This is a genomic window from Rhizobium sp. 01N424 (assembly GCF_056399485.1).
This window is the reverse complement of sequence record NZ_JBFTRK010000006.1, coordinates 255817-276488: the sequence shown is the minus strand read 5'-3', so window position 1 is coordinate 276488 and position 20672 is coordinate 255817. Positions and strand designations below refer to the sequence as shown.

General features: G+C 62.6%; 17 protein-coding genes. 6 read left to right on the top strand and 11 right to left on the bottom strand.

Going from position 1 to position 20672, the window contains the following annotated elements; genetic code table 11:
* Positions 1–47: 47 nt before the first annotated feature.
* The 11 genes from AC1DNK_RS17690 to AC1DNK_RS17640 form a co-directional block, all read right to left on the bottom strand.
* Positions 48–1868 (bottom strand): ABC transporter ATP-binding protein, encoded by a 1821-nt coding sequence (locus AC1DNK_RS17690; RefSeq protein ID WP_477942469.1) that lies wholly within the window; start codon positions 1866–1868, stop codon positions 48–50.
* 27 nt (positions 1869–1895) lie between these two features.
* Entirely contained in the window at positions 1896–2651 is a 756-nt protein-coding gene (locus tag AC1DNK_RS17685; protein ID WP_477942468.1) for a DUF1028 domain-containing protein, read from the bottom strand.
* A 3-nt stretch (positions 2652–2654) separates the two neighbouring features.
* On the bottom strand, positions 2655–4439 hold the full coding sequence (locus AC1DNK_RS17680; RefSeq protein WP_477942466.1) for a gamma-glutamyltransferase family protein: 1785 nt from the start codon (positions 4437–4439) through the stop codon (positions 2655–2657).
* Positions 4440–4460: 21 nt separating this feature from the next.
* On the bottom strand, positions 4461–5333 hold the full coding sequence (locus AC1DNK_RS17675) for an ABC transporter permease (protein WP_112538753.1): 873 nt from the start codon (positions 5331–5333) through the stop codon (positions 4461–4463).
* The gene (locus AC1DNK_RS17670) at positions 5330–6277 is read right to left on the bottom strand and encodes an ABC transporter permease (protein WP_477942464.1); all 948 of its coding nucleotides are present in this window, start codon (positions 6275–6277) and stop codon (positions 5330–5332) included. The genes AC1DNK_RS17675 and AC1DNK_RS17670 overlap by 4 nt, the downstream gene beginning before the upstream one ends.
* Before the next feature lie 60 nt (positions 6278–6337).
* The gene (locus AC1DNK_RS17665) at positions 6338–7846 is read right to left on the bottom strand and encodes an ABC transporter substrate-binding protein (protein WP_112598029.1); all 1509 of its coding nucleotides are present in this window, start codon (positions 7844–7846) and stop codon (positions 6338–6340) included.
* Positions 7847–7894: 48 nt separating this feature from the next.
* Positions 7895–8626: a FadR/GntR family transcriptional regulator gene (locus AC1DNK_RS17660; RefSeq protein ID WP_112538782.1), complete on the bottom strand. Its 732-nt coding sequence runs from the start codon at positions 8624–8626 to the stop codon at positions 7895–7897.
* A gap of 172 nt (positions 8627–8798) precedes the next feature.
* Positions 8799–9599: an inositol monophosphatase family protein gene (locus AC1DNK_RS17655; RefSeq protein WP_112598027.1), complete on the bottom strand. Its 801-nt coding sequence runs from the start codon at positions 9597–9599 to the stop codon at positions 8799–8801.
* A 29-nt stretch (positions 9600–9628) separates the two neighbouring features.
* A complete protein-coding gene (locus AC1DNK_RS17650; RefSeq protein WP_477942461.1) occupies positions 9629–10690 on the bottom strand; it encodes an ABC transporter ATP-binding protein in 1062 nt (353 codons plus the stop codon).
* The gene (locus AC1DNK_RS17645; RefSeq protein WP_477942459.1) at positions 10687–12927 is read right to left on the bottom strand and encodes an ABC transporter permease; all 2241 of its coding nucleotides are present in this window, start codon (positions 12925–12927) and stop codon (positions 10687–10689) included. Before AC1DNK_RS17645 ends, AC1DNK_RS17650 begins: the two co-directional genes overlap by 4 nt.
* A gap of 78 nt (positions 12928–13005) precedes the next feature.
* Positions 13006–14034: an ABC transporter substrate-binding protein gene (locus AC1DNK_RS17640; protein WP_477942458.1), complete on the bottom strand. Its 1029-nt coding sequence runs from the start codon at positions 14032–14034 to the stop codon at positions 13006–13008.
* Positions 14035–14214: 180 nt separating this feature from the next.
* Between AC1DNK_RS17640 and AC1DNK_RS17635 the strand changes: the two genes are divergently transcribed.
* From AC1DNK_RS17635 to AC1DNK_RS17610, 6 genes are all read left to right on the top strand, one after another.
* On the top strand, positions 14215–15228 hold the full coding sequence (locus AC1DNK_RS17635) for a LacI family DNA-binding transcriptional regulator (protein WP_477942456.1): 1014 nt from the start codon (positions 14215–14217) through the stop codon (positions 15226–15228).
* Positions 15229–15465: 237 nt separating this feature from the next.
* The gene (locus AC1DNK_RS17630; protein ID WP_477942455.1) at positions 15466–17379 is read left to right on the top strand and encodes a DUF5054 domain-containing protein; all 1914 of its coding nucleotides are present in this window, start codon (positions 15466–15468) and stop codon (positions 17377–17379) included.
* 195 nt (positions 17380–17574) lie between these two features.
* Positions 17575–18345 carry a GntR family transcriptional regulator gene (locus tag AC1DNK_RS17625; protein WP_477942453.1) on the top strand — a complete coding sequence of 257 codons (771 nt, stop codon included), beginning with the start codon at positions 17575–17577 and terminating at the stop codon, positions 18343–18345.
* Positions 18342–19178, top strand: coding sequence for a 5-dehydro-4-deoxy-D-glucuronate isomerase (gene kduI / locus AC1DNK_RS17620; protein ID WP_477942451.1), 837 nt, complete (start codon positions 18342–18344; stop codon positions 19176–19178). Before AC1DNK_RS17625 ends, kduI begins: the two co-directional genes overlap by 4 nt.
* Before the next feature lie 4 nt (positions 19179–19182).
* Positions 19183–19938, top strand: a complete 756-nt coding sequence (gene kduD, locus AC1DNK_RS17615; protein ID WP_477942449.1) for a 2-dehydro-3-deoxy-D-gluconate 5-dehydrogenase KduD — start codon at positions 19183–19185, stop codon at positions 19936–19938.
* 48 nt (positions 19939–19986) lie between these two features.
* A complete protein-coding gene (locus AC1DNK_RS17610) occupies positions 19987–20670 on the top strand; it encodes an amino acid ABC transporter permease (protein ID WP_477942447.1) in 684 nt (227 codons plus the stop codon).
* Positions 20671–20672 lie beyond the last annotated feature (2 nt).

Below are 20672 nucleotides of genomic sequence, written 5' to 3'. Positions count from 1 at the left end.
AATATTCGGATCGAGAGCCGCCCGCATCGCTTCTGGGAGTGTATGTCTCAGGCCTCGACTTGGACCATATGGCCGTTGCCGAGACTCTTGTAGCAGCGCTTTGGCGGCACGTAGCCGAGCGGGCGTACCGGGCTTTTCAGTTCGTCCGTGGAGAGCCCGCGCTTGATGCCGCGGCGCGACGGATCGGGAACCGGAACGGCGGCAATCAGCTTCTTGGTATAGGGGTGCTGCGGATTGCCGAACACCGCCTCGCGCGGGCCGATCTCGACGATCTCGCCGAGATACATCACCGCGACGCGATGGCTAACGCGCTCGACGACGGCCATGTCGTGCGAGATGAACAGGAAAGCCAGCTTGAGGCTCTGCTGCAGGTCCATCAGCAGATTACAGACCTGCGCCTTGATCGAGACGTCGAGGGCCGAGACGCTCTCGTCGGCGACGATGACCTTCGGATCGAGCGCCAGTGCGCGGGCGATGCAGATACGCTGGCGCTGGCCACCAGAAAATTCGTGCGGATAGCGCTCCATCATGTCGGGTTTCAACCCGACACGCTCCAGCAAATCGGCCGCCTTTTCACGTGCCTGCGCCCGCGTTCCGAGATCATGGGCGACGATCGGCTCGCTGATGGTGGCGCCGATGGTCATACGCGGGTTGAGGCTGGCGAAGGGGTCCTGGAAGATCATCTGGATGCTGCGGCGCATGTGCCGGAGGCGCGATGAATCCAGACCTGTCACGTCGTAGCCGTCGAGATTGACCGTGCCGGCATTCGGCTCGATCAGCCGGGTGATCGATCGGCCGGTCGTCGATTTTCCGCAGCCGGATTCGCCGACCAGCGACAGCGTCTCACCCTGGAAAAGGTCGAAGGAGACATCCTCGACCGCATGGATCGCGCCGGTGCGCGTGCCGAAAACGCCGCCACGGATTGCGAAGCGCGTCGTCAGGTTCTTGACCTCGAGGATCGGCGTCTTGCCGCGATCGACGGTATCGGCGACAGCAACTGGCTCAGTACGCTCGCCGGTGGTGGTGTCGACAACAGGAAAGCGCAGCGGCCACTGGTGGCCGGTCATCGAGCCCAGCCGTGGAACGGCCGAGAGCAGCGCGCGGGTATAGGGGTGTTTGCCGCGGTGGAAGATATCGTCGGTCGGCCCGGCCTCGACCGCCTCGCCACGATACATGACGATGGTGCGGTCGGAGATTTCGGCGACCACGCCCATGTCGTGGGTGATGAAGAGAACGGACATGCCTTCCTCTTCCTGCAGCAGCTTGATCAGGTCGAGGATCTGGCCCTGGATCGTGACATCGAGCGCCGTCGTCGGCTCGTCCGCGATCAAGAGCTTTGGTCGGGATGCGAGCGCCATAGCGATCATCACGCGCTGGCGCATGCCGCCGGAAAACTGGTGCGGATATTCGTCGAAGCGGGAGGATGCATTCGGAATGCGGACCTTTTCGAGCAGCCGGATCGTCTCGGCGCGGGCTTCGGATTTGGTCATCTCCCCATGGCAGGTCAGCGCCTCTGAGATCTGGCGGCCGATCGTGAAGATCGGGTTCAGCGAGGTCATCGGCTCCTGGAAGATTATCGCAGCGTCGTTGCCGCGGACCTTTCGCATCTCCTTGTCGGACAGCGCCAGAATGTCCTTGCCGTTCAGCAGGATGCTGCCCTCGACGCGGCTCTGCTTCTTGGCGAGCAGCCGCATGATCGACAGCGAGGTGACGCTCTTGCCCGAGCCGGATTCACCGACGATCGCCACGGTCTCGCCGGGCATGACATCGAAAGAGACATCGCGGACGACGGGCTTCCAAGCGCCATCGACCAGAAACGAGGTGGTCAGGTTCTTGACCGAAAGCACCGGATTTGCAGCTTCACCCATGTCTTTTTCCTGCTTCATGGTTCGGTCTCAGGTCTTGAGCGGCGTGGCAAAGGAGGCGGAGGGCCGCCCTTCGGCGGTGCGGGTGGCTTCGACGGCGGCAATTTTCGCGTCGATCTCGCGCCGGTCGATCATGCCGCTCGGGTTCTGGCGCGTCGCCATCGTCTCGGCGACATAGAGGTAGCGCTCGCTTGCGACCGCATAGAGCCGCCGCAATTCCTCCAGCGGATCGGTATGATCGTCGGCGCGGATATTGAGCCAGGTGTAATCCTGGTCGCGGTAGATGACGAGGGCGGCCGATTGCTTGCCGCGTTTGTCGCCACCGGCATCTTCACCGGCCTGCATGGCCTCCAGCAGCCGTTCGGCCAGCGGCCTGCCTGCGGTCTTCTGATAGGCCGCGAGCGTTGCCGCGATCACCTCGGGACCGGCAAGCATGTTGCCGGCGACGGAAACGTTGTCAGCTATCAGATGGCCCGCCCAGTCGATGCATTTCTCGCCGGTGAAGGCGGCATTGCGGCCGGTCGCGTCGATCATATGGAACTGCCGCTGATCACGGCCATCGTCGCGCGCAGCCAGCTCGGCAACAATTGCCTCCGGAGCTTGTCCGGCGCCAATCATCGCCAGTCCATCGACGCCGTTCAGCGGATTGACGAAAGCCTGCGTCGCCACCGCACCGATCCCGCCTCGAACATGCGGGACGATGCCGCCAACGGCGAAGAAGCGGCTGGCGACGGCGATGCCGAGATGGCCGGTGCTGGGGTCGCGGACGACGATGGAATAGGTCACGGTTTATCTCCCCACCGCATAGGCCTGCATCAGGCGCGGCGTCGCCGCGGCCCGCAGCAGCCCATCGGCATCGCGGCGTGCGGCGGTCAGGCGGCCGACGGTCCATGGATCGGCAACCGTCAGCTTGTGACCCTTCTTGCGCAGGGCCTCGAGCACGTCCTCGCCGAAATTCGCTTCTGCCATCAGGCTGCCCGGCTCGCGGGTGCGGGGGTAGAAGGAGCCCGGGAAATGCGAGGTGTGGAACAGCGGCTGATCGATCGCCGCCTGCAGGTTCATCTTGTGATGGACATAGCGCAGGAAGAAGGAAAGCTGCCACTGCTCCTGCTGGTCGCCGCCGGGCGTGCCGAAGGACAAGGTCGGGCGTCCTTCATGAAGCGCGATCGACGGCGTCAGCGTCGTGCGCGGCCGCTTGCCTGGCGCAAGCGAGGTCGGCAGGCCGGGCTTCAGCCAGAACATTTGGGCGCGGGAATTGAGGCAGAAGCCAAGGCCCGGCACCGTCGGCGAAGACTGCAGCCAGCCGCCCGAAGGGGTGATCGACACCATGTTACCCTCGCGGTCGATGACGTCGATATGGACGGTGTCGCCGCGCTTTTCGGAGAGATGCGCCATGGTCGGCTCATAGACCGCGCCGGTCTTGGAGGTAACGCCGAGCATGTCCATCGTCAGCGCATACTGGTCTTCGAAGCCCGGCACGATACCCGGCTGCAGCTCCAGCGATGCCTCTGGCTTGATGAGCTTGCGGCGCTCGTCGCTATAGGCGTCCGACAGCAGATGCTCGATCGGAATCTTCGAAAAATTGGGATCGCCGTAATAGATTTCGCGGTCGGCGAAGGCGAGCTTCATCGCCTCGGTGACGGTATGGACGAAATCGGCACCGGCGGGATCCATAGAGGCGATATCGATGCCCTTGAGCAGCGCCAGCGTCTGCAGGAACACCGGCCCTTGTCCCCAGGGGCCGATCTTGGCGACCGTCCAGCCGTGATAGTCGTAGGTCTGCGGCGCTTCGATCGTTGCGGACCAGTTGGCCATGTCATCGGCGGTGATGACGCCCTTGTGCTTGATGCCGCTCGCATCCATCACCTCGGTCGAACCGGCATAGCGCTCGATCGCCTCGGCGATGAAGCCGCGGTAGAAGGCATCGCGCGCAGCCTCGACCTGTTCCTCGCGGCCACGCTTGGCTTCTGCCTCTGCGATGATCCGCTTCCAGGTCCCGGCGAGAACCGGGTTCTTGAAGTTGGAGAGCGGCTCGGGTGCGGCGCCACCGGGCAGCCAGGTCTCGTAGGATGTCGGCCATTCCTTCTCGAAGAAGGAGGCGAGGCCTGCAATGGTCGCGGCGACGCGCGGCAGCATCGGATGGCCGTTTTCAGCGTAATAGATCGCCGGTTCCAGCACGTCGCGAACGCTCATCGTGCCGTAGTCGCGCAGCATCAGCATCCAGCCGTCGAAGCTGCCGGGAATGACGGTCGAAAGCAGACCGTCGCCGGGGATCAGCTTCAAGCCTTCGGATGTGTAGTGCTCGATCGTCGCGCCAGCCGGTGCCGGGCCCTGCGCGCAGATGACCTCGACCTTGTCCTTTTTCTTCGAATAGAGCACCGCAGGCATGTCGCCGCCCGGGCCGCAGAGATGCGGCTCGACGATCTGCAGCACGAAGCCTGTGGCGACAGCCGCATCGAAGGCGTTGCCGCCCTTTTCGAGAATGCTCATGCCGACCGCCGAGGCGATCCAGTGGGTGGAAGTGACGACGCCGAACGTGCCGAGAATTTCGGGACGGGTCGTGAATGCGGTCATTTCGAATGTCCTTTCAGGAAATCATGCTTCGCGCGGATCGAGCGCATCGCGCAGGCCGTCGCCGAGGAGATTGAAGCCGATGACGACGAGGAAGATCGCCGCCCCCGGCCACATCGCCATCCATGGGGCTTGGGAGAGGAAGTTCTTGGCAACGTTCAGCATCGAGCCCCAGCTGGCGGCGGGCGGCTGCTGGCCGAGGCCGAGGAAGGAGAGGCTGGCCTCGGCAATGATCGCGGTTGCGATCGTCAGCGTCGCCTGCACGAGAATGGGGGCGGCGACATTCGGCAGGATGTAGCGGGTGATGATCCTGAAATGCCTGAGGCCGATGGAGCGGGCGCCCTCGACATATTCCTCCGTCTTGACGGCCAGAACCTGGCCGCGGGTGAGGCGGATGAAGATCGGCATGGCCGAAAGGCCGATGGCGATCATCGCGTTGGTGAGGCTCGGGCCGAGGAAGGCGGCAAGCGCAATCGCGGTGATCAGGAACGGCATGGCAAGGAAGGCTTCGGTGATGCGCGAGATGATCTGATCAACCCAGCCGCCGAAATAGCCAGCCATCAGGCCGAAGGGCACGCCGACGATGACAGCGATCGCCACCGAGAAGACGCCGGCCATCAGCGAGGCCTGTGCCCCCCAGATCATCCGCGAAAGAATGTCGCGGCCGAGATCGTCGGTGCCGAGCCAGTGGGCAGCCGATGGCGCCTTGCGGATCGCCGACCAGCTGGTGCCGTTCGGATCGGGAATGGGCAGCAGAGGTGCCGCAATCGCCAGGATCGCGAAGAAGGCGATGATGCAGAGACCGGCAAGCGCGCCCTTGTTGGCCTTCAGCTTGCGCCAGGCGCGGCTCGGCACGCGCTGTTCCGTGGTGACAGCGACCTGATCGATGGCGGTCATAGCGAGGCCCTCATGCGCGGATTGAGAAGGACATAGAGGATATCGGCGATGAGATTCATCATAATGAAGCCGATCGCGGTGCAGAGCACGACGCCCTGGACGACCGCATAGTCGCGGTTGAAGACGGCATCGACGATCAGTTTGCCGAAGCCCGGAATGGTGAAGATCTGCTCGGTCAGAACCGCGCCCGCCAGAAGCTCGCCGAAGAGCAGGGCGCTCAGGGTCACGATCGGCAGCACGGCGTTGCGGAAGCTGTGTTCCAGCACGACAGAGCGCTCAGAGAGGCCCTTGGCGCGGGCGGTGCGGATATAGTCGGCGCTGAGCACGCTCAGCATCGCCGAGCGCGTATGCCGCATCAGCGTCGCGGCCAACGCGTTGCCGAGCACGAAGGAGGGCATCAGCATCGTCTGGATCGAGCGGATCGGATCATTGAAGAAGGGTTCGTATCCGGAGGCGGGCAGCCAGCCGAGTTTCACCGAGACGAGCAGGATCAGCATGATGCCGAGCCAGAAATTCGGGATCGAAAGGCCGGAAAGCGCGATCAGGTTGGCGATGTAATCGAACGCGGTGTTCTTCTTCACCGCCGCCAGGATGCCCATGGGAACGCCGATCACGAAGGCGAAGATCATCGACATGATGGCGAGCTGAATGGTGACCGGCAGCTTCTCGGCCACCAGTTCCAGAACTGGCTGATTGGTTCTGAGCGAGATGCCGAGATCGCCCTGCAGCACCGAGCCTAGCCAGGAAACATACTGGTAGGGCACCGGATCGTTCAGCCGGTATTTTTCGCGCAGATATTCGATGACCTGCGGATCCCGCTCTTCGCCGGCCATGGCGAGGATGGGATCACCCGGCAGCAGCTTCTGCAGCGAGAAGACGAAGACCGATATGATCAGCAGCGTCGGAATGGCGACGAGAAGCCGCTTGGCGATGTAGGTATACATGAGCGATCCTGAGCGAGCGGGGAGAGGCGGCGGGCATTACCCGCCGCCGCGATGGCTGGTTCAGCCTTCCTTCTTGACGCCGGTCAGGCGGATCATGCCGTCAGGCGAGGCGACGAAGCCGGTGACGTTCTTGTGCATCGCCCAGATCCACGAGTTATGGCCGAGATAGATGATCGGCATGTCGTCGTTGAGGATCACGGCCGCGGCGTCATACTTCTGCTTGCGGACTGCGTCGTCGGTGGACGCACGGGCCTCGTTCAGCAGCTTGTCGACCTCGGCGTTGCAATACTTGGTATCGTTGATGCCGCCCTTGCAGGTGATGAACTGGTGGATGTTGCCATCAGGATCGATACGACCCGACCAGTCCGAGCGGCTGAGCTGGTAGTTGCCCGCCGTCTGCTCCGATAGCAGCGTTGCGAATTCCGTCGAGCGGATGGTGACGTCGAAGCCGGCCTCGGCAACCATCGACTGGACGACCTGCATCATCTGCGAGGCGACCGGGTTGTTCTGCACCTGCAGCTCGATCGGCACGCGGTCGAAACCGGCTTCCTTGATCAGCGCCTTGGCCTTGTCGAGATCGCGGGCGGGAACCGGGATGTCCTTGTCGAACCATGGGCTGTTCGGCGGGAACGACTGGTTGCCGGCAACCGAGGTGCCTTCATAGACGATCTGGTTCAGCGCATCGCGGTCGAGCGCCAGCGAGAAGGCCTGGCGCAGGCGCTTGTCCTTGCCGAACGGATTGTCGGCGCGGGCGCCGTTGCCGACATTGGCGTAGAGCGCCATGTAGCCGGTGCCGATCGCATCGGCATAGGTGAGGGTCGTATCTTCCTTCACCGAAGCGGCATCGGTCGGCGCCAGGCGCTCGATCATGTCGAGATCGCCGGAGCGCAGGTTGGCGAGGCGCACCGTGGTATCCGGGATCGGCAGGTAGGTGACCTTGTCGACGAAGATATTGTCCTTGTTCCAGTAATCCTTGAACTTCTCGAGCACGATGCGGTCCTGCTGGACACGCTCGACGAACTTGAAGGGACCGGCGCAGACCGGGTGATTGCCGAAATTGGCACCCAGTTCCTTGGCAGCCTTCGGCGAAACGATCATGCCGGCGCGGTCGGAAAGCTGGGCGAGCAGCGTCACGTCGGGGCTCTTCAGCGTGAACTTCACCTCGTATTCGCCCGAGGCCTCGACCTTCTCAACCGAGGTCAGTTCGCTCTTGCGGCGCGATTCCGGCAGCGTCATGTTGCGCTCGATGGTGGCGACGACGGCCGCCGCGTTCATCGGCGTTTCGTCGTGGAACTTGACGCCTTCGCGCAGCTTCATGGTCAGGGTCTTGCCGTCGTCGGACCATTTCCATTCGGTCGCGAGCTGCGGCACGATTTTCAGGTCGGGGGTCACGTCGACGAGCTTGTCGCACATCGCGGTATAGACGATGCGGCCGACAAAGGTGCGCGACTGCGCGGGATCGAGCACGTCGGCATCGTCCTGCAGGCCGATCTTAAGCTCGGCGGCAAAGGATGGAAGGGCAACAATTGCCCCGGCTAGAAGGGTCGTCACGAAACTGGCGGTCTTCATTTCACTCTCCTCTGGTTCTTTTTTATTTGCTTCATTGCCGGTGGCTCTTCAGGTGAGCTCTTCTTTGGTCTCCGGTATCTGGTGGTCGAGCGAGGTCATGCGGACCAGGCTCTCCTGCAGCGTCAGCAGATGCTGGCGCATTGCTTCGCCGGCTCTCGCCGGATCGCGGGCAGCGATGGCATCGACGATTGCGGTATGCTGTCCGTAGGTCACGGTGCGCGTCTTGCTGGCGGCGCGGGCGCGTTCGCGGATCGTCTGCCAGGCTTCGTCCTGGCGCACACGGTTGATGACGTCGAAGATCGTCAGGAAGAACTGGTTGCCGGCAGATTGGGCGATATGGCGGTGCAGCGCCCCGTCCCACAGTTCGCGGCCGTCGGCATCGGTGCTTTCGTAGATCTTCTTGACCAGCTCATACATGCGCTCGACGTCGTGCTTCTTGGCGCGGATGGCGGCAAGCTGAGCGAGCTGCGGCTCGATGCGCAGGCGCACTTCCATGATTTCCATCAGGTCGGTGCCGGCGACGATCGAATCCACATGCTCGCTCCAGCCGTCGGGGCGCCTTCCGGCAAAGGTGCCGGATCCCTGGCGGCGCCAGATCAATCCCTCGGCTTCGAGAACTTCGAGCGCGCGGCGGATGGCCCGGCGGCTGACGTCGAGCATCTCCGAAAGTGCCCGCTCCGTCGGCAGCTTGCCATCGGCATCGAGGCTGTCCGAGCGCAGCAGCGCACGCAGCTTGTCGAGTGCGTAATTGGAGTTCCCCGTGGTCTCATCCATGCGAATGGTCCGAACCAATTTCTTATTGGTTCAATCCAAAACCATATTGGTCCACCTCGTCAAGCGGTTTTTTGTGCAATTTTTGCAGCGCACAAAAATTAGGCTGCGATCTTCGCCATGCACAAAAAATCCGGCGCCGATGACGCCGGATTGGGCAGGTCGAAGATGCGAAAATCCCTTAGATACCCGCGATCTTGCGCAGGTCGTCGGTGGCGCCGGGAGCGGTGGCCAAAACCGGCGATCCCTTGGTCAGGCGCTCGCCTTCGGTCGGGAAGGGGTGGTACCAGCCGCCAGCTTCCTTGACGAGGCAATAGCCCGCCATGCAATCCCAAGCATGCATGTAGGGTTCGTAATAGCCGACCAGGCGGCCGGCCGCGACATAGGCGAGCATCAGCGCGCCGGAGCCGTTGCGGATAAAATTGCCGCCGGCTTCCAGCAGGCTTTCCACCATCTTGCCGACGAAGGCCGGCGTCACATGGTTGTTGGCGCCGATGCCGGTGACGGCGTTGCGGATGGTGCGCGACGGGTCGAGCGACAGCTTCTTACCGTTTAGCGTGGCGCCCATGCCGAGAGCCGCCGCATAGAGCTCGTCGTGACAGGGCGCCGAGATGACACCAACAACCGGGATGCCATCGTGCAGGAGCCCGATCGAGACGCACCAGTTCGGCATGCCGTTGACGAAGGGGCTGGTGCCGTCGATCGGATCGACCACCCAGGTGAAGCCCGATGTGCCGGTCTCCAGGCCGTATTCCTCGCCGAGAACGCCATCGGTGGGGTAGGCTTCGTTGAAGCGCTTGCGGATCAGGTTTTCGACCTCGCGGTCGGCGATCGAAACCACGTCCTGCGGATCGCGCTTGGTTTCGATGACCAGCGTTTCGCGGCGCTTGAAATAGTCGAGCGCCACCGCTCCGGCTTCACGGGCAACGGCTTCAGCCAGCGCAAGGCGCGCTTCGAGCCCAGGTACGACATGCGACGTCATGAAAATCTTCCCTTGATGAAATGCGGCGCTCAGCCGCCGATGATGGCAATGCCGCGATCCTTGAAGCCGATCTCCACCTCTGTCAAAGGCGCAAAAGCCCTTTCCACTGCGGGATCGACGACGAAGAGCGTGCCGTTGCTGGTTTTGACTTCGTACTCCACATGATCGCCGAGATAGGCGGCATGGGTGATCTTGCCGCTGAAGGCGCCGCCGTTCTTCGGCGCCAGCGTGATGGCGTTCGGGCGGACCGCCAGCTGCGCCGGGCCGGGTCGCATGTTGCGGCCCGTTATGCGATGGGTGAGGCCTTGGACATTGATCGTCGCGTGATCGCCATCGATGCCGATGACATCGCAGGGCACCACATTGGCCTCGCCCATGAAGTCGGCGATGAAGGCCGAAACCGGCTGATCGTAAAGGTCGCGCGGCGCGCCCTTCTGCGCAACTTCGCCATCCTTCATGACGATGATCTGGTCGGAGACGGCAAGCGCCTCGTCCTGATCGTGGGTGACATAGACGGCGGTGAAACCGAGCCGTTGCTGCAGCTCGCGGATTTCGGTGCGGACGCGGCGCCGAAGCCGGGCGTCGAGGTTCGAGAGCGGCTCGTCGAGCAGCAGCACCTGCGGCTCCAGCACCAATGCCCGGGCAACCGCGACACGCTGCTGCTGGCCGCCGGAGAGTTCGGCCGGAAGCCGCTGGCCCATGCCGCCGAGACCGACGAGCTTCAGGCCCTCCTCGGCGCGCTCACGCGCTTCCTTGCGCTTGATGCCCGAAGATTCCAGGCCGTAGGCAACGTTATCGAGCGAGGTCATGTGCGGGAAAAGCGCGTAAGACTGGAAGACCATCGACACGTCGCGCTCGTTGGCCGGCAGCATCGTCACGTCCTTGCCGCCGATCAGGATGCGGCCGGCGCTCGGATGTTCGAGACCGGCGAGCATGCGCAGCGTCGTCGTCTTGCCGCAGCCCGACGGGCCGAGCAACGTCACCAGCGTGCCGGGTTCGATGGTTATAGACAGATCGGGGATCGCGGTGAAGGCGCCGAAGGTCTTGCGCACGTTCTCGAAGACGACGGAACCGGGTTTGTTGCTGCTCATGCGGTTTTCTCCTGACCGAGAGGTGCGGATGCTATAGCCGCCGGTGCCGCCATGGCGACGCGGTTTTCGCGGCGCAGGCGGCGCTCGCCGACGAGGAACTGGAAGCCTGCGATGACCGTGACCATGACGACGATAAGGGCCGAGGAATAGGCGATGGCGACGCCGTATTCGCCATTCTCGACAAGGCCGACGATATAGGCGGTGGACATGTTGTATTCGGCGCTGACCAGGAAGATCACGGCGCTGATCGAGGTGATGGCACGCACGAAGGAATAGACGAGGGCTGCGGTGATCGCCGGGCGCAGCAGCGGCAGGATGACTTTGCGGATCGTCCGGAAGCTGTTGGCGCGCAGCGTCAGCGATGCCTCGTCGAGGCTCTTGTCGAGCTGGCTCATGGCCGCCACGCCGCCGCGCACGCCGACCGGCATGTTACGGAAGACGAAGCAGGCAACGAGGATCAGCGCCGTCCCCGTCATTTCCAGCGGCGGCAGGTTGAAGGCCATAATGTAGCTGATGCCGATGACCGTGCCGGGGATCGCGAAGCTCAGCATCAGCGCGAATTCGAATACGTTGCGGCCGACGAACTTCTGGCGGACGATGATATAGGCGGTCAGCAGGCCGACAGCAGCCGTGAGCGGGGCGGAGATCAGGGCGATCTCCATTGTCGTCCAGAACGAATTCCAGGCGACCCCCGTCCACGCCAGGCCGCCGTCATCACGGAACCCGATCGAGAAGGCGCGGATGTAGTGTTCGAATGTCAGCGTATTGTCGAGGCCCCAGGTGCGCACGAAACCGCCGAACAGGATCATCGCGTAGACGACGATGGTGAAGATCGCCCATGGGATGACGAGGGAATGAACGGCAATCGAGACGCCGCGCGGCAGGGCGATGTGCTGGCCGGAATCGCCCTTGCCGGTGACGGTCGCATAGCTCTTGCCCTGCAGCCAGAAACGCTGGGCGATGAAGGCCGACATGGTGAAAACGAGCAGGATCATGGCGAGCACGGCAGCGCGGGCCGGATCGTTCTGTGAGCCGACGACGGCAAAGAAGATTTCCGTCGACAGCACGCCATGGCTGCCGCCGAGCACCATCGGGTTGCCGAAATCGGCCATGCTTTCGATGAAGCCGATGAGGAAGGCGTTGGCGAGGCCGGGCTTCATGAGTGGCAGCGAGACGCGCCAGAAGGTGCGCCAGCGGTCGGCGCGCAGCGTTTGCGACGCCTCTTCCATCGACGGGCTGACGCCTTCGACGACCCCGATCAGCACCAGGAAGGAAATCGGCGTGAAGGACAAAACCTGGGCGATCCAGATGCCGGTCAGGCCATAGAGCCAGCGGCCGGGCTCGACGCCAAGCAGGGAAGATACAAGCTGTGTGGCGACACCGGAACGGCCGAAGAGCAGGGTGAGCGCCAGGCCGACGACGAAGGGCGGCGTGATGATCGGCAGGATGGTCAGCAGCCGCAGACCCTTCTTGTAGGGAAAGCGGGTGCGGGTGGCGACCAGCGCGAAGCAGAGGCCGAGGGTCGTCGATCCGGCCGCCGTCATGATCGCCAACCAGAGCGTGCGCCAGGCAACGCCGCAGCGCTCGCCGCCAACAACGCAGCCGAGGCTCCAGACCGATGAATCCTGGATATTGGTGAGAAAGCCGGTGGGATTGAAAGAGCCGTCGAAATCCTGAAAGGCGCCGACGAACATGCTGCCGACGGGATAGAAGACGAAGATGGCGACGAGGAACACCAGCATGGCGATAGCGCCGACCACGAAGCCATCGCCTTTCATCACACCGCGTTCGGCAAGGCCGAAGGCAAAGAAGAACACGAAGACAAGGCCGGTCACTACTGCGCCCGCACCCATCGACGGCTGGCCGTCAGGGAGCGCGCCGAAGAGGGTTTCGGCGAATGTCCAGCTCCAGCCGGAGAGATTGATCGCCAATCCCTCGATCGTCAGGAACAGCACGCCCAGGCCACCGGCCCAGGCCAGTAGCGTAGCGCGCTGCTTCGGATCGGGAAGGAAGCGCGCGATGCCGCCTAGCATTACGAGGAAGACGGCGATCGCGAGCCACCATCGGCCATAGGTGGTGATCTGCAGGATGCCGGGCGCCGTGGAGGGATCGCCCAGAAAATCAGACAGCCACCCAAGGCCGAAGAAGCCGCCTTCGATCCGATACCACGGGAGCAGTATCAGGGCGGCAATGGCGAAGACGAGAGCGATATCCAGTCTGCGATTGTGGTTCTTCATGGTTCGCTCCCGCTTGAGCACGGCATTATGCTTGGCGGCCGGCAGCCATCGGCAGCCGGCCATCGAGATCACTTAAAATCAGTTCGCCTTGGCGCCGATTTCCTTGTCCCAGCGGGAAAGCAGCGCCTTGCGGACATCGGGATTGCCGTATTTGGCGAAGTCGTAGTCGATGAGCTTGATGTCTTCGAACTTCGGCGCTTCCTTCGGAATTTCGGCCGACTTGTTGGACGGCAGCTGGAAGGACTTGGCGTCCTTCATGTGCGACTGCGCCTCGGCGCTGAGTGCCCAGTCATACCATTTCTTGGCATTCTCGAGGTTCTTGGCGCCCTTGACGATCGACATCGAGCCGATTTCGTAGCCCGTGCCTTCGCAAGGCGCGACCGCCTTGATCGGGAAGCCTTCGACGGTCTGCGCAACCGCGTCATGCATGAAGACGATGCCGATGGTCGACTCGCCGCGGGCGGCGGCCTTCACCGGTGCCGAACCGGACTTGGTATATTGCGAAACGTTGGCATTCAGCTTCGTCAGATAGTCGAAGGCCTTGTCCTCGCCCATGATCTGCACCAGCGTTGCCAGCGTGTTGTAGGACGTGCCCGAGGAATTCGGGTTGGCGATCTGGATTTCACCCTTGTAGGATGGGTCCAGCAGATCGGCCCAGCACTTCGGTTCCTTGAGGTTCTTCTGCTTCAGGATGTCGGTATTGTAACCCCAGCCGAGCGCACCGGCATAAACGCCGACCGTGCGGTACTTGGCGCTTTCGGCCTGCTTCTTGGCCCAATCCTGCAGCTGGTCGAAAAGCGGCGACTTGTATTCCAGCGTCAGGTTTTCGGCGGCTGCCTGCAGATGCGGGTCGCCGGTGCCGGCCCACCAGATGTCGGTCTTCGGGTTGCGGGCCTCGGCGCGGATCTTCGCATAGGTCTCGCCGGCCGAGAGGCGCACCATGTTGACCTTGATGTCGGACTGCTTCTCGAACAGCCCCTTCATGAGGTCGCAGACCTCCTGGTCTGCAGAGCAGATCACATTGAGATTGCCAGCGGCATGAGCCGAAAAGGCAGCAAAAGTCACACTCGCGGCAAGCGCTGCCGCGGCAAGTTTAGCTGAACGCATTCTTTCCTCCTGGATGTGGCGGCGCCTCCACGCCGATCGCCTTTGCAAGCGTGTGCAAATGCTGCATGACCCAGGAAAGCCTGTCAACAGTTTTTGTCACAAAACTGTCATAAATCCATTCGCAGGGATATTGCACGCAATTGCAATATCGTGCACAGTCGCGTGCAAGGGGAGATTCAGTTGGTCACGAAGGTCTTTGTCAGCGCGCAGGAAGTCGCGGAAAAAGCGGGGGTTTCCCGTTCGGCTGTGTCGCGCACGTTTACGCCAGGGGCCAGCGTCGCGCCCGAGACACGCAAGCGGGTCATGGAGGCGGCCGAGGCGCTCGGCTATCACGTCAATCATCTCGCCCGCGGGCTGATGCGCAACGAGAGCGGCATCGTCTGCCTGATCGTTTCGGAGATGGGCACGCCTTATCGCTCGTCGCTGATCAGGGCGGTGACGCAATATCTGCAGAACTCCGGCAAGATCGCCATGCTGATCAATACCGACCGCTCCGACGGCAGTGTCGACCGGGCGTTGCGGCAGGCGATCCGCTACCGCGCCGATGCCTCGATCATCCTGTCCGGCCAGCCCGACAAGTCGATCACCCAGCTCTGCCTGAAGAACGGCCAGCGACTGGTGCTGATCAACCGCGACGACGCGCAGCCGGGCCCGTTCAGGATCAATCTCGACGACAAGGAAGCGGCAAGCCGCATCCTCACCGCCTTCGTGCGCGCCGGCTGCCGGCGCTTGGCTTTCGCTAATTCGGAAGTCGGGACGCCCAGCCTGATGGCCCGCGAGCACGGCTTCGTTGCCGCTGCCGCAGCACTCGGTATGGAGGTCGCCGTCGAGCGCTTCGGTCCCACCGGCTACGAGGCGGGCAAGGTCGTCGCCCAGCGGCTGCTGACCCGCAGGGAAAGGCCCGACGCGATCTTCTGCGCCAACGACCTGCTTGCCTGCGGTGTCATGGACGCGGCCCGCCATCAGTTCATGATGTCGGTCCCCGATCAGCTCTGCGTCGCCGGCTTCGATGATATCGAGCAGACCTCCTGGTCATCCTACGATCTCACCACCTTCGCCCAGCCCGTCGAAGCCATCGCGCGTGAAGCCGTCGCTTTTCTGGCGGAGCCCGGAAGCGCGGAGGACGACGGACAGGGGCGGTCAATCAGGCTGCATGCGGAGCTTGTGTGGCGGGGCTCGATCCGCGGCGGATGATAGCGTTGAGCCGATCTGTGCATACGATTACACTGATTTTCACCGGCTGGAGCTTCTCCGCGCAAAGCTGATTCTACCGTATAAAGCTCTGATTTCACGTCTGTAACGGGCAGAGGCGCGATCCGGCGACCTCTCAGCTTTGCAACCTGTGACAAAAGTCGTCTTGAACACGTTTACATTGTCTCGTAGATGTCGAAGCGGCCGGTGCGGTTGCCGAGGCCAGCGAGCGGAATGGACATGTCAGAAAAGCGCGTGCATCTGGTCTTCAAGACCCATCTGGATATCGGTTTCACGGATCACGCGGAAAAGGTTCGCCGCCAGTATCACGAGCGGTTCATTCCGCAGGCGATTGAAACCGGGGCGCATTTCCATGCAGAGAACCCCCATGAGCCGAAGTTCATCTGGACGACGGGTGCCTGGCTGATCTGGGATCATCTGAATTCGCGCTCGTCTGCGGAAGTCGCAGCCCTTGAGCAGGCGATCGAGCGCGGGCTGATCCGCTGGCACGGCCTGCCGTTCACGACGCATACGGAGCTGATGTCGCCGGATCTTTTCCGCGCTGGTCTGTCCTATTCTCAGGAGCTCGACCGCCGCTTCGGCAAGACGACGATTGCAGCGAAGATGACCGATGTGCCCGGCCATACGCTCGGCATGGTGCCGCTGCTCGCCGAAGCCGGGATCCGCTTCCTGCATCTCGGCGTCAACACCGCCTCGCCACCGCCCGACGTGCCGGATGTTTTTCGCTGGCGGGCACCCGATGGCGCCGAAGTCGTGGTCATGTATCAGCGTTCCTATGGCGAGACCTATTTCCCTGAAGGCTTCTCGGATGGGCTGAGCTTTGCTCATACCAACGACAATATCGGCCCGCAAAGCGTGCCGCAGACGGCGGAAGCGCTGCGCGAGATCCGCAACCGTGAGCCGGATGCGGTGATCCGCGCGGCGACGCTGGAAGATTACGGCGCGCTGCTCTGGGAAGCCCGCGAGCGCTTTCCGGTTCTCGACGTCGAGCTCGGCGACAGCTGGATCCATGGCAGCGCCACCGACCCGCAGAAGACCGCCGGCTTCCTGGCGCTGCAGCGGCTCTATGACCGCTTCGCGGGCGAGGGGTTGAACCGCAGCCGTCTGGCTTTTGGCCGTGAGCTGGCGATGGTCGCCGAACATACATGCGGCGTCGATATCAAATCCTATCTCCGAGAAGAAAAGGCCTGGTCGCGCCTGAATTTCGAGGCGGCGCGCAAGACCGATTACCGCTTCGCCTATGCCGAACAGTCCTGGCAGGAGCAGCGCGATTATCTCGACAAGGCCATTTCGATGCTGGAGCCCGATGACGCCGCGGCGGCGGCCCAAGCTGTTGCTACGCTTGGGGCGCCCGCCTTGCCCGTGCTGTCGGCCAAGCAGACAGAGTTGACGGCAGGCGGCTGGACGGTGACGCTCGACGGTCAAAGCGGCGACATTGCCTCGATCGCAACGCCGGCGGGAACGACGATCTCGGGCCGCGGCGGCGCGCTTCTTGGCTATCGTTACGAAAGCTACGATGCCGCCGATGTCGGCAGGCATATGGACACCTATCTGACGCACCGCCAGGAATGGGCGGTGCTCGATCATGACAAGCTTGGCCTCGCCCAATCCGGCGCGGCGCTGTCTCAAGTGTTTCCACCGGTTCTCGAGGCGGCCGCCGGCAACATGATGCTGCTGTCGCTGCCCGAGCGCGCATCGTCGTCATATGGGGCGCCAAAGCATGTTTCGCTGCGGTTCCTGGATGAAGGCGATGCGCTTTCCATTCAGCTGACGCTGCATGCCAAACCTGCCAATCGCATGCCGGAGGCGAGCTTCTTCTTCGTCACGCCTGCCGGGGATGCGGCGTGGAGTTTCCGCAAGATGGGGCTCTGGCACAAGTCGGGCGCGATCGCCGAAAGCGGCGGGGCGCAGCTGCAGGTCGTCAGCGCCGCGCGCACCAGTGCGCTGCAGATCGAGCCGCTGGATACGCCGCTCGCAGCACCCGCAAGCTGGGACTTCATGACCTTCTGCAAGGCGCGTCCGGATTTCTCCGGCGGCATCCGGTTCAATCTCCACAACAACAAGTGGGGCACGAATTTTCCGATGTGGTGCGAGGGCGACCTCATTGCCCGCTTCAGGCTTTCAGAAAATTAAGTACCTGAAAAATAATAGCAAAAGTAAGCCGCGGAGAGCGATCTCCGCGGCTTTTTCATTGTGGAAAAGTCCTTGCCTTTACCCGCTTGCGCCAAGTTGGATACTAATATACTACTTCTTCCAAGCCAACGGGAGGTGGCGACGGGTGAGGACAACAGGTCAGTGCATCACGATTGAAACGGGGGCCGGGACGCGATGAGCGAGACCCGCAAGAAGCGCTCGCTCGCCGGCGTTACCCATCTCTCGCATCAGCGAGCCGCCGCGCCACGTGCCGCGACGCTGGTCTATAACGCGCTGCGCGACGACATCATCTCGCTCCGCCGCAAGCCGATGGATCTCCTGAACGAGAAGGAGCTGGAAGCGCAGTTCGGCGTCAGCCGCACGCCGATCCGCGAAGCGATGCTGCGTCTGTCGGACGATGGTCTGGTCGATGTCTTTCCGCAGTCCGGAACCTTCGTGTCCCGCATTCCGCGCCATGCGCTCTACGAGGCGATCCTTGTGCGCAAGGCGCTTGAAGACACCACCGTCTCGATCGCCGTCGAGAAGATGACGCCCGCCGGTCTGCGCGCGCTTGAACGCAATCTCGCCGATCTCAGCGCCTGCGTCCGCGAYGACGATGTCGCTGCCTTCCATGTGGTCGACAATGATTTTCACAAGCTGATCAGCGATATTGCCGGCTTTCTCGGCATCTGGGCGATCATCCAGCAGGTCAAGGTCCATTCCGACCGCTACCGCCTGCTGACCCTGCCGCAGGAAGGGCGTCTCGCCCGTGTCATCGAAGAGCACTCCACCGTCATCGACTGCATGAAGGCAGGCGACAAGGCGGGTGCTGCCTCGGCAATGGGCTTCCATCTCGGCAAGCTGCTCGGCGAAGTCGAGAAGGCCGAAATCTGGGATCCGAACTATTTCATCGAGGATGCGAAATCTCCCTTGGCATCCGCTGATCAGAAGGGAAAAATTCAATGAAGATCGACGTCCGCCATGCTTCGCATCCGGAAACCGTCCGTGGTTACGACACCGATACGCTGCGCCGCCATTTCCTGATCGAGACCGTCTTCGAAGGCGGAGACATCAGGTTGACCTACTCGCATTACGATCGCATGGTGATCGGTGGCGCCACGCCGCTTGCTGCTGCGCTGGTCCTTGGTGCGCCGAAGGAAATCGGTCAGGAGACGTTCCTCGCCGAGCGTGAGCTTGGCGCCCTCAATGTCGGTGGCGCGGGAAGCGTCACCGTTGACGGCAAGCGCTACGATCTCGCCAAATATGATTGCCTGTATGTCGGCAAGGGCGCCAAAGACGTCAGCTTCGAAAGCGCCGATGCGGCAGACCCGGCCAAGTTCTACCTGGTCTCGACGCCGGCGCACCAGACCCATCCGACCGTTCTCCTGACCCGCGACAAGGCGCGTCATCTGACGCCGGGGGAAGCTGCGACCGCCAACAAGCGTTCGATCTACCAGTTCATCCATCCTGAAGTCTGCCAATCCTGCCAGCTGACCATGGGCTTCACGATGATCGATGCGGGCAGCGTCTGGAACACCATGCCGTCGCATACCCATGACCGGCGGATGGAAGCCTATCTCTATTTCGATCTCGAAGCCGATCAGCGCGTGTTCCATTTCATGGGCGAGCCGCAGCAGACCCGTCACATGTTGGTGGCTAGCGAGCAGGCGATCATCTCGCCGCCCTGGTCGATCCATTCGGGTGCCGGCACCAAGAACTACAGCTTCATCTGGGCGATGGCCGGTGACAACAAGAGCTTCACCGACATGGACCATATCGCCATTGCGGATCTGAGGTAGGACGATGGCCAATCCCTTCGATCTCTCGGGTCGCACCGCCGTCGTCACCGGCGCCAATACCGGCATCGGCAAGGGCATTGCACTGGCGCTGGCCGAGGCCGGTGCCGCAATCGTCGCTGTCGGCCGCTCGTCGATGGACGAGACCGAGGCGCTGGTCAGCAAGGCGGGCGTCCGTTTCCACGCCATCAAGGCCGATCTTGGCAGCATCGCGCCGGTCAAGGATATCGTCTCGGAGACGGTCTCGACCTTCGGCGGCCTCGATATTCTGGTCAACAATGCCGGGATCATCCGCCGCGCCGATGCGGTGGATTTCACCGAGGAGGATTGGGATGCGGTCATCGACACCAATCTGAAGACCGCCTTCTTCCTGTCGCAGGCAGCCGGCCGCCACATGATCGAGAAGGGCCGCGGCAAGATCGTCAACATCGCGTCGCTGCTTTCCTTCCAGGGCGGCATCCGCATCCCGTCCTACACGGCTTCGAAAAGCGGGCTTGCCGGCATTACCCGGCTGCTCGCCTGCGAATGGGCGGGCAAGGGCGTCAACGTCAATGCGATCGCGCCCGGCTATTTTGTCACCAACAACACCACGGCGCTGCGCGACGATCCGGACCGCAACGCTGCGATCCTTGCGCGTATTCCGGCAGGCCGCTGGGGCACGCCGGCCGAACTTGGCGGGACGGCCGTGTTCCTGGCGTCGGCTGCATCCGACTATGTCCACGGCACCGTGATCCCCGTCGATGGCGGCTGGCTGGCGCGCTGAACGAGTGAGTGAATTCGCGCCCGCCCGCGGGCCGCGTCTGGAGGAGACATGCAGTACCAGTTCGATTTTGCGGCGCTGATGCCCTATTGGCAGGATTTCCTGTCGGGCGCGCTGACGACGATCGAGATCACCGTGTTTTCGGTGATCATCGGGCTTGCGATCGGCATCGCCTGCGCCATCGCGCGCCGGTCCGATGTGCCGCTGCTGCGCACGGTCGTCGGCATCTATATCGAAGCGGTGCGCAATACGCCGTTTATCGTGCAGATCTTCTTCATCTTCTTCGGGCTGTCGTCCATCGGTTTCCGCCTGCCGATCCTTGCCGCCTCCGTCTTCGCGATGGTGATCAATGTCGGCGCCTATACGGCAGAGATCGCGCGCGCCGGGATGGATTCCATCCATCCAAGCCAGATCGAGGCTGCCGAAGCGCTTGGCCTTTCGAAATTCCAGATCTATCGCGACATCATCCTGTTGCCGGCGATCGAGCGCGTCTATCCGGCGCTCTCCAGCCAGTTCATCCTGATGATGCTGTCGACCTCGATCTGCTCGCAGATTTCGGCCGAGGAACTGACCGGTGTCGCCAACAACATCCAGTCGAACACTTTTCGCTCGCTCGAGACCTATTTCGTCGTGGCGCTTCTCTATATCGTCATCACCTATCTGATGCGTGCCGCCTTCTTCGGACTCGGCCTCATTGCATTCCCGCGCCGCCGCCGGCTCGGGCTCGGCGTGTGAGG